13 protein-coding genes are annotated in these 14104 nt (G+C 39.3%); 7 read left to right on the forward strand and 6 right to left on the reverse strand.

Annotated features, from left to right (window positions below):
* Both KSO91_RS01270 and KSO91_RS01275 read right to left on the reverse strand, forming a co-directional pair.
* The gene (locus tag KSO91_RS01270; protein ID WP_238740536.1) at window positions 1–1341 is read right to left on the reverse strand and encodes a Na(+)-translocating NADH-quinone reductase subunit A; all 1341 of its coding nucleotides are present in this window, start codon (window positions 1339–1341) and stop codon (window positions 1–3) included.
* 307 nt (window positions 1342–1648) lie between these two features.
* Window positions 1649–1960 carry a BolA family protein gene (locus KSO91_RS01275; RefSeq protein WP_238740538.1) on the reverse strand — a complete coding sequence of 104 codons (312 nt, stop codon included), beginning with the start codon at window positions 1958–1960 and terminating at the stop codon, window positions 1649–1651.
* Between the two features lie 153 nt (window positions 1961–2113).
* Between KSO91_RS01275 and KSO91_RS01280 the strand changes: the two genes are divergently transcribed.
* Complete coding sequence (locus tag KSO91_RS01280) at window positions 2114–2833, forward strand: arginyltransferase (protein WP_238740540.1); 720 nt, start codon at window positions 2114–2116, stop codon at window positions 2831–2833.
* Between the two features lie 175 nt (window positions 2834–3008).
* Entirely contained in the window at window positions 3009–3227 is a 219-nt protein-coding gene (infA, locus tag KSO91_RS01285) for a translation initiation factor IF-1 (protein ID WP_238740542.1), read from the forward strand.
* A 94-nt stretch (window positions 3228–3321) separates the two neighbouring features.
* Here the strand turns inward: infA and clpA are convergent, their stop codons facing one another.
* Together clpA and clpS are read right to left on the reverse strand one after the other, a co-directional pair.
* The gene (gene clpA / locus KSO91_RS01290; RefSeq protein ID WP_238740544.1) at window positions 3322–5580 is read right to left on the reverse strand and encodes an ATP-dependent Clp protease ATP-binding subunit ClpA; all 2259 of its coding nucleotides are present in this window, start codon (window positions 5578–5580) and stop codon (window positions 3322–3324) included.
* A 45-nt stretch (window positions 5581–5625) separates the two neighbouring features.
* Window positions 5626–5952, reverse strand: coding sequence for an ATP-dependent Clp protease adapter ClpS (clpS, locus tag KSO91_RS01295; RefSeq protein ID WP_238740546.1), 327 nt, complete (start codon window positions 5950–5952; stop codon window positions 5626–5628).
* Window positions 5953–6718: 766 nt separating this feature from the next.
* On the opposite strand from clpS, the gene KSO91_RS01300 reads away from it, so the two are divergent.
* From KSO91_RS01300 to KSO91_RS01310, 3 genes are all read left to right on the forward strand, one after another.
* A complete protein-coding gene (locus KSO91_RS01300; RefSeq protein ID WP_238740548.1) occupies window positions 6719–8500 on the forward strand; it encodes a phosphate ABC transporter substrate-binding/OmpA family protein in 1782 nt (593 codons plus the stop codon).
* A 31-nt stretch (window positions 8501–8531) separates the two neighbouring features.
* Window positions 8532–8996, forward strand: a complete 465-nt coding sequence (locus KSO91_RS01305; protein WP_238740551.1) for a hypothetical protein — start codon at window positions 8532–8534, stop codon at window positions 8994–8996.
* A gap of 189 nt (window positions 8997–9185) precedes the next feature.
* Window positions 9186–9605, forward strand: coding sequence for an Hsp20/alpha crystallin family protein (locus tag KSO91_RS01310; protein WP_238740553.1), 420 nt, complete (start codon window positions 9186–9188; stop codon window positions 9603–9605).
* Window positions 9606–9865: 260 nt separating this feature from the next.
* Here KSO91_RS01310 and nrdG read toward each other — a convergent pair whose 3' ends face one another.
* The gene (nrdG, locus tag KSO91_RS01315; protein WP_238740555.1) at window positions 9866–10342 is read right to left on the reverse strand and encodes an anaerobic ribonucleoside-triphosphate reductase-activating protein; all 477 of its coding nucleotides are present in this window, start codon (window positions 10340–10342) and stop codon (window positions 9866–9868) included.
* Between the two features lie 63 nt (window positions 10343–10405).
* Entirely contained in the window at window positions 10406–12523 is a 2118-nt protein-coding gene (nrdD, locus tag KSO91_RS01320; RefSeq protein ID WP_238740557.1) for an anaerobic ribonucleoside-triphosphate reductase, read from the reverse strand.
* A 417-nt stretch (window positions 12524–12940) separates the two neighbouring features.
* Here nrdD and rsxA point away from each other — a divergent pair, with 417 nt between their 5' ends.
* Together rsxA and rsxB are read left to right on the forward strand one after the other, a co-directional pair.
* On the forward strand, window positions 12941–13519 hold the full coding sequence (gene rsxA / locus KSO91_RS01325; RefSeq protein ID WP_238740559.1) for an electron transport complex subunit RsxA: 579 nt from the start codon (window positions 12941–12943) through the stop codon (window positions 13517–13519).
* Window positions 13520–13546: 27 nt separating this feature from the next.
* Complete coding sequence (gene rsxB, locus KSO91_RS01330; protein ID WP_238740562.1) at window positions 13547–14104, forward strand: electron transport complex subunit RsxB; 558 nt, start codon at window positions 13547–13549, stop codon at window positions 14102–14104.

Genomic DNA, 14104 nt, shown 5'->3' on the forward strand with positions numbered 1-14104 from the left:
TTAGCCTTCCTTTTCAATTTTGCTTAAATTACTGCGTAAAATTGAGCCGTAATCATATTTACCGGGGCAAACATAAGTACATAATGCCAAATCTTCTTCATCTAATTCCAAGCAGCCCAATGTTTGCGCGCCATCACTATCACCAACAATTAGATCGCGTAATAGCACTGTAGGTAAAATATCTAGCGGCATAATACGTTCATATTGACCAATAGGTACCATCGCTCGCTTACTACCACCCGTTGTCGTAGTGAAAGCAAAACGTTTTGCTGTCTTTAAAGCTGAAATAAACACCTTGGCGACAGAGAACTTCTCACTTCCAGGGACTCCCCAACCAAATAATTCTTTCTCATAACCTTCAATTAGAGCGGAAACTTGATTGTGGTATCGCCCAAGAAAAGCATGCGCGCCACCAGCACTCACACCACAGAATACTGAACCAGAAATGCTGCGGACTTCACCTTGAATGAACTCGTTTTCGGTTAATTCAGTAATAGATGCACCAAGAATCGTGCGTAATAGACGTGGTTTTTTTACCGCAGGACCTGCAAGCGAAATTACTTTGTTAACGTAAAGCTCACCACTGGTAAATAGCAAACCAAATGCAATCACATCTTGGTAGTTAATTGACCAGACTGATTTAGTTATCGACACAGGATCAATAAAATGAATATGTGTGCCTGCGAGCCCTGCTGGGTGAACACCCGAAAAAACCTTTTCTTGTACATTTTTCTGCGTGGCTTGAGGTAAACTAGATTCACCTTTACACACATAAACGTTACCTACAGTTAATTGTGATAGCAACGCCAAACCATCGATAAATGCTTGCTGATTTTCATTAATAATCAACGCGGCATCAGCAGCCAAGGGGTTAGTATCCATTGCGGTGACAAAGATAGAAGCGGGTAGCGCTTTAATTTCAGGCACTTTACTGAATGGACGCGTACGAAACGCAGTCCAAGCGCCTGACTCGACCAAGTTGTCCACAATCTTACTACGCTCTATACTGGAAAGTTGCGCACTCTCATACTTACAAAAAGAGAGACTCTGCTGTCCGGAAACTGAAATAACAACTGACTGTAACACGCGTTTTGCACCGCGATTTATCGCTTTGACGATTCCCGATGCTGGCGCGGTAAATTTAACACCCACATTCTTTTTATCACTAAAAAGTAGCTGCCCTTTTTTAACGGCATCACCGACTTTGACCGCCATTGACGGACGCATTCCTATATATTCTTCCCCCAGTATCGCAACTTCAGTAATGGTAGGACCATTATGAATAACCTGTTCTGGCTCACCTGATATAGGAAGCTTTAGCCCTTTTTTTATAGTAATCATATTCTCTCGCACTATGTTTACGGGAAGCAAAGTTAGATGCCTAGTGGCATAAAAACATTGCATAATTTCTAGTCGCCTACAAAACAGCAACAATCAGTTAACATGCAGACCGAAAAATTTCTGAGGTATAATATCATTATCAATGGGAAATTTTCCATCTTAAAAACGGGCTAATTGATTGCAGATCAAATTTTAATGCGAAAATAATTTACATAAATAAATATTTTTTAACATTTAATAGTGAATCGAATAATCGTATAAATAAGCACTTTTTTTAGATATGTAGTAGTTAGCCTTAAATAAGTCGTTATTTCCCACCACCTAAGCAATCAGCGGAATCAGGTGACAATCTATTTTTAGCGATCCACTGAGCGGTCGTGTAAGTATGCAAAGCAAGCGCATGAACGGGGCCTGCTAACTCTTCTCTCAATAACTCATTTAGCAAACGGTGGCGTGCGATGAGGGGCATTCCCTCAAACATTTTGCTCACGACAGTCACTTTAAAGTGTGTTTCTGAATGGGCAGGCACCGCATGACGGTGACTTTCGTTTTCAATCTGTAAAAATTCAGACGAAATATTCGTCATTATTTTTTTTTCAATTATTTTATGCACACTCATTTTTACTACCTTGTGATAATGTTAATATTTCACTCAAAACTGTAACAAACACAACACATTTATACTCATGATACACTAGGGTGCTTTATACATGTTGAAGTAACATCGCTACTGTCATGTTTATTGACCATATTTAACGCCCATAGGTGAAATTTGTCCACTCAAAAAGCCCTATTAAATGTCGCCATAAGTGATGCATTCCCCTGTTCATATCTGAGCGATCAGCAGGAACAGCTACTGCTGCTTATCGATCCGCAGCTGAATGGTCGGCATTTCTATCCGACTTTATTGGCAAATGGCTTTCGCCGTAATGGTGATCAGCTCTATCGCCCACACTGTAGACTTTGCCAAGAGTGCCAATCACTGCGCACCCCTGTTCAACAGTTTAAAGCTTCGCGAAGCCAGAAACGGTTAAATAATAAGAACAAAAAATTTCGTGTGCAAATAAGTACCAACACCAGCACACAATACTTCAGCTTATATCAAAATTATATTAACAAAATTCATAAGGACGGCCCGATGTTTCCGGCATCCGTAGAGCAATATGATGATTTTATTAACTCGACTTGGAATGAGCCGTTATTTATTGAAATTTATGACCAAGAAAAACTAATTTCAGTGAGTGTAACAGACCAAGTAAAGAGTAAAAAAAATCAATCATGGAGCGCATTCTACTGTTTTTATGATCCTACTTATCAGCACTATTCACTTGGTAAATTTGCCATATTAAGCCAGTTAAAATTAGCGAAAAAACTTGGAATTGATTGGTTATATCTCGGCTATTACATAGAAAAATGCCAAAAGATGAATTACAAAACAGGGTTTATGCCCCACCAGCGATTTATAGGTGAACAGTGGTTTGATTTTAATTAAAACAGCTAATTTAGCTGCGCTCACTCTTTACTTACTATAAATATCATAAATGGCTCAATAAACAAGCAACAATACTTTACCCTATTGGATAATTCTGGCATTATGCGCCGATTGAAAATATTTAAGTTTGCTCAAACTATTTGGGTATATATAAAATACAAAGGATTCATCGCCAATGGCAAAAGAAGATAGTATTGAAATGCAGGGCACAATCTTAGATACACTGCCTAACACAATGTTCCGTGTAGAGTTAGAAAATGGTCATATTGTTACAGCACATATTTCAGGTAAAATGCGTAAAAACTACATCCGTATTCTCACCGGTGATAAAGTAACCGTTCAACTTACACCTTATGATTTATCTAAAGGTCGTATTGTATTCCGTGCGCGCTAACTTAAATGTAGTAAATATAGCTCTTTAATGTTCATTTGAAAGAGCAATAAAAAACCAGCTTCAGGCTGGTTTTTTATTGGCTGTTAAAAATAAATCAGCTTAAAACTGACGTTTTAGCATAGTGAAAGACGATTTCCTTGTCCTCGGTATCAAAGGAAACAGCGACACTTCCCCCATTTTGTAATTGACCAAATAATATCTCATTAGCCAGTGGTTTTTTTAGTTTCTCTTGAATTAAACGCGCCATCGGACGTGCGCCCATCGCACGATCATAACCTTTCTCCGCTAGCCAGTTACGCGCGGTTTCACTGACCTCTAAAGAGATCTGTTTTTTATCTAATTGCGCTTGTAACTGCACAATAAATTTATCAACGACCCGATGAATAACAGCGAGATCCAGGTGATTAAACCAAATTATATTGTCCAAGCGATTACGGAACTCTGGCGAAAATAACTTATTGATTTCATCCAACACCTTATGTGAATCTTTTTGATCTTTAAAACCAATACTTTGTTTTACTGTTTCGCGTGCCCCTGCATTGGTTGTCATCACCAAAATAATGTTTCTAAAATCTGCTTTACGGCCATTGTTATCGGTCAAAGTCCCATGATCCATCACTTGCAATAGAATATTGTAAATATCACTGTGTGCTTTTTCTATTTCATCCAAAAGCAGCACCGCGTAAGGCTGCTTAATAACCGCATCAGTTAATAACCCAGCTTGCTCATAACCAACATAACCAGGAGGAGCCCCCAATAAGCGCGAAACCGTATGCTTTTCCATATATTCGGACATATCAAAACGCAATAGTTCGATGCCCATGGCTTTTGCAAGCTGCTGCGTCACCTCTGTTTTGCCTACACCAGTAGGACCGGCAAAGAGGAAGGATCCAATAGGTTTCAGCTCTTCAGAAAGTCCCGATCTATTTAAATGAATGGCATCGGTTAGCGCATCAATTGCATCATTTTGACCAAACACGGTCATTTTTAAACGCTCTGATAATTTCGCTAACTGATCTTTATCTGAACTGCTTACGGATTTTTGTGGAATACGCGCAATTTTTGCAATAATGTTTTCAATTTCGGATACACCAACGGTTTTTTTACGCTTGCTTGCGGGTAATAAACGCATTTGCGATCCCGCTTCGTCGATCACATCAATCGCTTTATCGGGCAGGTGGCGATCATTAATATATTTTGCACTCAACTCTGCAGCGGCTGTTAATGCTTTATTGGTATAACGAATATGGTGATGCGCTTCATAACGAGAGCGTAAACCGAGTAGTATTTTTTCCGTTTCTTTAACGGAAGGTTCGAGCACATCTACTTTTTGGAAACGACGCGCTAACGCATGCTCTTTTTCAAAAATTTGACCAAATTCTTTATACGTTGTGGACCCCATACAACGTAGTTTACCGCCACTTAGTAAGGGTTTTAATAAATTAGCCGCATCAAGTTGCCCTCCTGTTGCCGCCCCTGCACCGATAATAGTATGAATTTCATCAATAAATAAAATGGCATTATCTTGCGCCTCTAACTGAGTTAATACCGTTTTAAAGCGTTGCTCGAATTCACCGCGGTATTTTGTGCCCGCCAGTAATGCCCCCATATCAAGCGAATAAATAATATTATCTTCAATCACTTCGGGTACATTTTTATTAACAATACGGTACGCAAGTCCTTCTGCAATTGCTGTTTTTCCGACCCCTGCTTCTCCAACCAATAAAGGGTTATTTTTACGGCGGCGACAGAGGATCTGAACACAACGTTCGATCTCTTTATCTCGCCCAATTAGCGGATCGATAATACCGGCTTCTACCTGCTCATTTAAATTGATGGTAAAAGGCATCTCTTCAGTTTGCTCAATAAGGGTTTCACTTTCCTCACCATTTTGTAAGAATTCAGGCCTGTAATCGCTTCGGCTAGCTGCCCCATGAGAAATATAGTTGACAACATCTAAGCGTGAAAGCTGTGCTTTTTTAAGAAAATATACCGCTTGTGATTCTTGCTCGCTAAAAATCGCCACCAATACGCTGGCGGCAGAAACCTCAATATTGCCAGAAGATTGAACATGAAAAATAGCACGTTGTAACACACGTTCAAAAGCGATTGTGGGTTGAATTTCAACCTGTTGGGCCTGCACTTCGGGTATGCCAGGAATGCCCTGTAAAAAGGTAACGATATCCACATGCAAGGAGACTAAATCAACCGAACAAGCGTTTAATAATGTCTTAATTTCATCATTTTCTAAGAGTGCAAGCAATAGATGCTCTACCGTCATAAATTCATGAGACTTTTCAAAGGCAAAATGAAAGGCTAAATCTAAACTGTTTTCTAATGCTTTATCTAACATAAAAGCCTCCTTAAAAGTTAATTACTGCGAGAACATAGGCCATATTTATGATTCTTTTTCCATCGAACAACGCAGTGGATGCTCACTTTGTTGCGCATAAGCCATGACTTGTGCCACTTTTGTTTCCGCTATTTCGGCAGTGAATGTCCCACAAACACCGATCCCTTTGTAATGAACGTTGAGCATAACTTCTGTCGCTCTTTCATTATCTAATCTGAAGAAACGCTGCAGCACCTCAATCACAAAATCCATCGGCGTATAATTATCATTATGTAACAATACATTATACATCGACGGAGGCACCAGCTTAGTTATTGATCGCGCTATCGTCGCAGATTCATTACCTGTTTGAGAGGAGGTCTTATCGCTCATTTTTAAGTTTAGTCTTAATTAGTAAAGTTAGGAAAAATTTAATTTTCGGTCAAAGTAATCTGTTAATAGGTATAACCACTATACCTCAATATTTTTTATCAGGACTCAGTTCAGAGACCAGAATAAGGTGCAGTATCAGGCCTTTCGAGCGATTAACTGCGTTAATCCTCTACCGACAGATGTAAATGCGGATTCCCTTATCGAATGCTGCAACGCAATACTAGTTTTCGAGCAGATCCTCGCAGGGCAAGCCAAATTGCATATTCAAATATCATGGGTATAGATTAATGCTTCGTTTGCAAATGTGCAAACAGTGCGTCTTAGTAAGACCATAACTTATGATGTTATAACAGAGCAAATTAATATGCTAATTTGCTATAAATTAACTTAGCAATAACTCACTATTGCCCCCCCTCACATTAACAAACGCAAACCCATCTCCCATTCAATGATACAAAGACCAACCAGACTGTCATCTCATTGTCACTTAGTTCCTTATAATAGTAGAAAAATATGAGCGATATATTTAAGCTCCGCTCGGAGTAATGAAATATAATTTACCATTAAAATCATCAAGTTAAAATATAACAACATGTAATGTTAATCATTTTTTATAGTGCCAGCAACTCAACGAACAATCGCGGGCTATTGCTCGTTGGATTAACGCAGAAATACACGAAAATAGCTGTACTGTATCGATTTACCTGTTCCGAGCTGAGGGTATTTATATCAAGCAACCATTTTTAGTATAAAGACAGGAAATGCAATGTCAGAGCAGACTGGGCACTTAAACTTAAATCCGCAATTTAAAAAGCAACTTGGCTTGTTACAAGCAACGGCAAAAAGCGAATTTAATATTCATATCTCACTCGATAAAATGGCTCAAGATAAACAATATAGAGAAACCGTACTGAATGAACTCAGCGAGTTAGGTAATGAAACATTAAATGAGCAAGTGCACCTGTTAAGACGAGTTCGCATCTATTTAAAGTCTGCTCCCAGCTCTTTAGTGTTAGATTCTTTACCCTCTCCAGTGCCTTCAAACGGGAAAAAGGACTGTCAATTTAATCTACTCGCTTTCTTTTTTTTACTGTTCGTTTGCCTATCCGCTATTGCGGCATGGCAGAACGGCTACCTATATATTTCCTTAAGCCAATGCCCTATCACAGATCCCCCCCTGCTTATTGCAGATAAACAAGCACGATTCATCACCGAGACGGTAATCGCAACGCCCACTATAAGGGAGATAACGACACCGGCTATGAGTAAAAAAACGCTGACTTTACCGAGCGAAGATCGAACCATTAGTTTACGTTTACATGGTTCAAATACAATTGGTGAAAACCTCGCGCCCGTATTATTAGAGAATTATTTAAAATCGCAAGGGATCTTGGATATGCTTTGGATCAAAGGAAGTGAACAAGCTGAACGCGAATTACAATATATTAAAGACGGGCATATTTATGCGATTGAATTACTGGCGCATGGTTCCAGCACCGGCTTTAAAGATATTATAAATGGCCAAGCTGATATGGCTATGTCATCACGGAGAATTAAAAATAAAGAGGTGCAATTATTGCGACCTTTATACGGCGATTTAGGATTATCCGCACAAGAATATATTATCGGGTTAGATGGACTGGCTGTCATTGTCAATCCTAATAATCCTATTACACACCTGACAAATGAAATTTTAGCAAAAATATTCTCTGGAAAGATAGTTAATTGGATAGATCTCGGCGGCCCTGATTTAACCATTAACGTCTATGCCCGCGACCAAAATTCAGGTACTTGGGATACTTTTAAAAACTTAGTACTAAAGGCCAATGGACAGCAATTAATAAGCTCAGCAAGACGTTATGAGTCTAGTAGTAAGCTTTCTGAAAAGGTGGCGAAGGATCCCGGTGCTATCGGTTTTATTGGGCTGCCTTATGTTAATAACAGTAAAGCCCTTGCTATCGCCGCATCAGACACTACGATACCTATCTACCCGACCCGTTTTACCATCAGTACAGAAGATTACCCGCTTTCACGGCGCTTATATGTTTATGCCCCTTCAGTCGGTAACAAAATGGTCAAAGAGTTTGCTCATTTTATTACCTCCCATGCAGGGCAGGAAATTGTTGAACAGATAGGGCTTATTTCACAAAATATAAAGCTAGAAACTATTTATAAAATTAAAAATGCACCGCAGGTTTATAACGATTACAGCGGAGTGGCGAAACGCCTTTCGGTCAATTTCCGTTTTGAAAGTAGTCGTAATGAACTAGATAACAAGGGCAAACGCGATCTGTTACGCCTAATTGAGTATATGGCCGATAATCCTGGCCGCCGTATCGTCCTGATGGGGTTCTCAGATTCACTCGGCGATCCTGAAAAAAATAAAAATCTGTCTTTACTACGCGCCAGCGTTGTTGAGCAAGCATTAATAGAAAGGGGGATAAATGTGATTGCCGTTGAAGGTTTCGGTGAGCAATTGCCGATAGCCTCTAATCACAATGCACTGGGTCGAAGTAAAAATAGACGCGTAGAAGTCTGGTTTTTCTGAAAATACGCGGTTATCCATTAAGGAGATAAGAATGCATTTACTAGATAAAATTAAAACCACATTAGTTGATTTTTTCAACAGCTTTGATCCGCAACAAGCGGTAATGATGGCACAGAACATTCAAAAAAAATTAGTAGAGCCACTGTCACCAGCACATCAAGTATTACTTTTAATGGACGATAAAAACATTAAATTGGATGATTTTTCGGCTGACAAATACCTTCCATTGCTGCATTTTTATTTGCCCCCGATTAAAATGCAGCAAGCTATCTTTTTATCTCAAGCAAAACTTGCACAGCTGCAACAATCATTTCACAGCACGAAAACATGCGATTATTTAGATTGTTTTTATCAACTACAGGCGGGTAAATTACAGGTAGTCAACACTCAGCAAAGCTTTCATCAAAATATGATCTTATATAGTGAATTATCGCCGCTACAGCAATTAGAAGCACAAAAATTACTTAAGCAAAAAAGAAATGTGGCATCGGCTTAAACTCTCATAAAAAATCCTATTAACCTTCTATTAATTAGCTGCAAGCCCGTATCCCGTTAGTAAATATATATAGAAAAATAATATAAAAAAAACATAATAAAAGGGTGGGAATTCGCATTATATTGTCCTATACCTATTCTGAAAGATGGGACTTTCCACACGACCAGCAATATTTATAAGGAGTCAATAATGAAAATTGTACCCAGAGATTCATGGTTTACCATGGATAATTTTTTTGATGACCTGTTTGCACATAGGCGCTTAATTGGTGATTCAGGCTCTTTTCAACCTCGGGTTGATATTATCGATAAAGACGATCAGTATGTATTTATCGCTGAGCTTCCCGGTGTAAAAAAAGAAGATATAGGTGTGAATCTGCAAGAGGGTGTATTAACCATTGAGGCTAAAGTAGACGAAGAGAAAACATCAGAAACTGATCGTATGATCCGCAAAGAAAGGCGCTCAGGTTTCTTTAGTCGCAGCATTAACGTCGGAGAAAATATTGATGCTGCTGATATTAAAGCGGAGTTTATCAATGGATTACTGAAGCTCACTGCACCTAAGCCGCAACAAAGCAGCAAAGAGATTAAAAAAATAGAAATCCTTTAATATGTTGGCAGGCAGTCTTAATATAAGTGTCGGCAACGTTCGGCACTTTACAGTCTCTCCCCCTTAAAATTTGTATACAACATGAAAAACCGGATACCCATCTATTTATCTAATATTTAAGAAAAAAATCAATAGCATCGGCTTGATACTTATTTACAAAACAGATCAAGTAGAGTGAAGTATTTGCTAGCCCACAATTAAAAAATAAAAAAAAAAGGAATAAAGTTAACGGCTTTATTCCTCTATTTTATATAGAATGGTTATTTAACGCTTTTATCAAAACGGTGAACAACCTGATTAGCACTGCCACGCCAGACTAGGTTTGGCTCAACTAACTGCTCAATAAACTTTCCATCAATGAGCACATCAATTAGGGAAACAATCTCTTGCTGCTGAGCATTAAGTTCCGAAAACAGGTATCCAGTCCAGAGCCAGATATCTTTGTTAATGCATTCTGCTTTAACACGTTTGATCAGCCTCAGTACCTGACCTAGATTAGCTGGATGCAGTGGGTCACCACCAGAGATGCTTAAGCCCTGCTTTTTAATACGCTGATCATTAAGGTCGGCAATGATCTGATCGGCAAGTTCCTCTGTAAAAAGTTCCCCCGCATCAGGCGACCAAGTTGACTGGTTATAACAGCCTTTACATTGATGTATGCAGCCAGAAACAAATAGCGTACACCGGGTGCCCTCACCATTTAACACATCAAGCGGATAATATTTGGAATAATTCATCTATCAATTCCTAAAATAAAAAACCCCACATTGAGCGAGGTATTTTTATATTAAATAAGAAGATTAAAGGTGCTTAACACGACGCTTTACTTCTTCTTGCTTACCTTCATTAAACGGACGAGCATCCGGGCTACCTAAATAACCGCATACTCTGCGGGTCACGGCTACTTTTTCTGAATCTGAATTACCACAACTTGGACAAACAAAGCCTTTGCTGGTGCAATCAAACTCCCCATGAAAACCACATTCATAACACTCATCGATGGGTGTATTAGTCGCATAATATGGAACACGTGAATAGCTATAATCCCAAACATCTTCGAGTGCTTTAAGGTTATTCTGCATGCTCGGATATTCACCGTAACAGATGAAACCACCACTAGCGATTTCAGGGTAAGGCATCTCAAAATCGAGTTTATCGTAAGGATTAACCGCCTTTTCAACGTCTAAATGGAAGCTATTGGTATAATAACCTTTATCAGTGACGCCTTCTAACACACCGAACTGCTTTGCATCCAAACGACAGAAACGATCGCATAAATTTTCTGACGGTGTGGAGTATAAACTGAAACCATAGCCCGTTTCTGCGGTCCAGCATTCTGTAGCCTCTTTTAAATGGCGGATAATCGCAACGGCTTTTAGTTGCTTATCTTTATCATCAAACAGATGCTGCGTACTGCCATACAATGCATTAATCGTTTCATGCAGACCGATATAACCAAGAGAGATAGAAGCACGCCCATTTTTGAAAATATCGGCAACACAGTCATCCGCTTTTAAACGAACACCACAAGCGCCTTCCATATAGAGGATAGGTGCGACACTCGCTTTGACTTCAGATAAACGTTCAATACGTGTATCCAATGCTTTTTTAACTAACTGTAAACGAATATCTAATAATTTATAAAAAGCTTGTTCATCACCTGCCGATTCTAATGCAATGCGCGGTAAGTTAATGCTTACGACACCAAGATTATTGCGGCCGTCATGAATTAATTCATTATTTTCTTCGTAAGTACCTAAGAAGCTACGGCAACCCATTGGCGTTTTAAACGAGCCAGTTACTTCGACCACTTTTTCATAGTTTAAAATGTCAGGATACATACGTTTTGAAGCACATTTTAGCGCGAGCTGCTTAATATCGTAATTTTGATCTGTGCTTTTATGGTTAACACCATCTTTTATCGCAAACACTAATTTAGGGAAAATAGCCGTTTTGCGATTTTTACCGAGACCGGCAATGCGGATATTGAAAATTGATTGTTGGATTAAACGCGATTCCCAACTTGTCCCCAAACCAAAACCAAAGGTCACAAAAGGAGTTTGTCCGTTCGCTGTATGTAACGTATTAACTTCATATTCGAGCGATTGAAACGCATTAAAACACTCTTTTTCTGTCTGTTGCATGGCGTACGCTTTACTATCAGCGATTCCCCACTCCTGCGCGGTTACTAAATGTTTTTCATAACTTTTAGTCACATAGGGTGCAAGGATTGTATCGATACCATTAATAGTCGTACCGCCGTAAATATGACTAGCAACTTGTGCAATAATTTGTGCAGTCACAGCGGTTGCTGTTGAGATTGATTTTGGCTCTTCGATTTCTGCATTACCCATTTTAAAACCTTGGGTAAACATCCCTTTAATATCAATTAACATGCAATTAAACATAGGGAAAAACGGCGCGTAGTCTAAATCATGATAATGCAGCTCACCTTTATCATGTGCTCGCACAACATCACGCGGTAAAATATATGACTTAGCGTAATGCTTAGCCACGATCCCCGCCAGCAAATCTCGCTGTGTCGGAATCACCTTACTGTCTTTATTAGCATTTTCATTGAGCAATGAGGCATTACTTTGCTCAATCAAACCATAAATTTCACTGTTGAGATGACTTTTGCGTTCACGCGCAATATCTCGGTCATGGCGATATTCAATATACACTCGCGCAAGCTCAGTATGGCCACTTTTCATTAAACAGACTTCAACCGCATCTTGAATATCATGGATATCCACTTCATGCTGGTTTTCTAATTGGCTCTCGACTTCATTGGCAATCGAAAATGCATCAACACCTTTACAGCGCGCGGCACCTGAGGCTTTTAGGATGGCTTCCGCAATACGCAAGGCATTAAAAGGGACTTGACTACCATCTCGCTTAATAACGACAGGTTTCATAATAGGCTCCGATAAAAAATAAAAACACAATATGTAGTGGGTGCGAATAATACATAACACTATATGTAGAGTATTGATGTAAATCAATTTTAAACTAAGGTAAATATTTACTGTTAAAAAAGTGCTTCTTTATTGCACTTTTTGTTTTTTTATCTTGCTATTTTCAGTGGCCATTTGTGTGATGCTTTATAACAATAGTCATCCCCCTCCAACCAATCCGATAATGAAAATAGACAGCAGAGATTAATTAATAGGCATAAGGACAAAATATTGGGAAATAGTCGTTTCCATGAGCTGCCGATAAGATAACTACACAAGCAGACTACTTTTTCACTGATTATCTACTAATTTATTGCTATCATAGTGCTCTATTTTGCGCTAGCAAATCCCTTACATAAGTAGTGGAATTAGATTCTTATGAGCGACTATGTTTTACTGTTTTTTGGCACGGTACTGGTTAACAACTTCGTATTAGTAAAATTTTTAGGTTTATGCCCCTTCATGGGGGTTTCAAATAAAGTGGAAACTGCGGTTGGCATGTCTTTTGCGACCACCTTTGTTTTAACATTAACAGCGGCACTCTCTTATATCGTCAATACTTATCTGCTCATGCCGCTTGACTTGATTTATCTACAGACCTTAAGCTTTATTTTGGTGATTGCTGTTGTTGTGCAGTTTACTGAGATGGTGATGCACAAAACCAGTCCGACTTTATATCGGTTATTAGGCATCTTTTTACCCCTGATCACCACTAACTGTGCCATTTTAGGCCTAGCACTCCTTAACATTACTGAAAATCATGATTTTGTTGAATCTATCATTTACGGATTTTCTGCAGGTATCGGTTTTTCTTTGGTATTAGTGCTGTTTTCTTCAATACGCGAGCGCTTAGCCAGTTCAGATGTACCACTTCCTTTTAAAGGCGCATCCATTGCGATGATCACAGCAGGCTTAATGTCACTGGCCTTTATGGGCTTCACGGGCCTTATTAAGTAATAAGCGACAACATACGGAATAAACCAGATGCTAATCAATATTGCCATCGCTATTTTTACACTCGGGATTTTAGGAGCTATTTTTGGCGCCATATTAGGTTACTCGTCACTGCGTTTCAAAGTGAAAAGCGACCCTATTGTTGAAGAACTTGATGCTATTTTGCCACAAACACAATGTGGTCAATGTGGTTATCCCGGTTGTAAGCCTTATGCTCAAGCGATTGCCAATGGAGAAGATATTAATAAATGTCCACCAGGTGGCGATGCGGTGATGCGCCAACTCGCGGAGCGCATGGGCATTGAACCTAAAAATTTAGAAGGTGAAGAGAAACCTAAATTGATTGCTTTTATTCGTGAAGATCAATGCATTGGCTGCACGAAGTGTATTCAAGCCTGCCCTGTCGATGCAATTATAGGCGCGACGAGGCAAATGCATACAGTGATCACAGATGAATGCACTGGCTGTGCACTGTGTGTCGATCCTTGTCCCACTGACTGCATTGATATGGTTCCGGTTGTTTTAACCACACAAAATTGGCAATGGGATCTTAACCTTATCCCCACTAAAAACAGCACTGAGCGCTAG

Origin of the sequence: Psychromonas antarctica (assembly GCF_022267535.1) — a bacterium.
Taxonomy (GTDB): Bacteria; Pseudomonadota; Gammaproteobacteria; order Enterobacterales; family Psychromonadaceae; genus Psychromonas; species Psychromonas antarctica.

Coding starts and splice junctions, on each gene's coding strand:
- clpS (WP_238740546.1), bottom strand. CDS start 5,952: ATGAGCGATAAGACCTCCTCTCAAACAGGTAATGAATCTGCGACGATA.
- rsxA (WP_238740559.1), top strand. CDS start 12,941: ATGAGCGACTATGTTTTACTGTTTTTTGGCACGGTACTGGTTAACAAC.
- clpA (WP_238740544.1), bottom strand. CDS start 5,580: ATGTTAGATAAAGCATTAGAAAACAGTTTAGATTTAGCCTTTCATTTT.
- infA (WP_238740542.1), top strand. CDS start 3,009: ATGGCAAAAGAAGATAGTATTGAAATGCAGGGCACAATCTTAGATACA.
- nrdG (WP_238740555.1), bottom strand. CDS start 10,342: ATGAATTATTCCAAATATTATCCGCTTGATGTGTTAAATGGTGAGGGC.
- KSO91_RS01305 (WP_238740551.1), top strand. CDS start 8,532: ATGCATTTACTAGATAAAATTAAAACCACATTAGTTGATTTTTTCAAC.
- KSO91_RS01270 (WP_238740536.1), bottom strand. CDS start 1,341: ATGATTACTATAAAAAAAGGGCTAAAGCTTCCTATATCAGGTGAGCCA.
- KSO91_RS01310 (WP_238740553.1), top strand. CDS start 9,186: ATGAAAATTGTACCCAGAGATTCATGGTTTACCATGGATAATTTTTTT.
- rsxB (WP_238740562.1), top strand. CDS start 13,547: ATGCTAATCAATATTGCCATCGCTATTTTTACACTCGGGATTTTAGGA.
- KSO91_RS01275 (WP_238740538.1), bottom strand. CDS start 1,960: ATGAGTGTGCATAAAATAATTGAAAAAAAAATAATGACGAATATTTCG.
- nrdD (WP_238740557.1), bottom strand. CDS start 12,523: ATGAAACCTGTCGTTATTAAGCGAGATGGTAGTCAAGTCCCTTTTAAT.
- KSO91_RS01300 (WP_238740548.1), top strand. CDS start 6,719: ATGTCAGAGCAGACTGGGCACTTAAACTTAAATCCGCAATTTAAAAAG.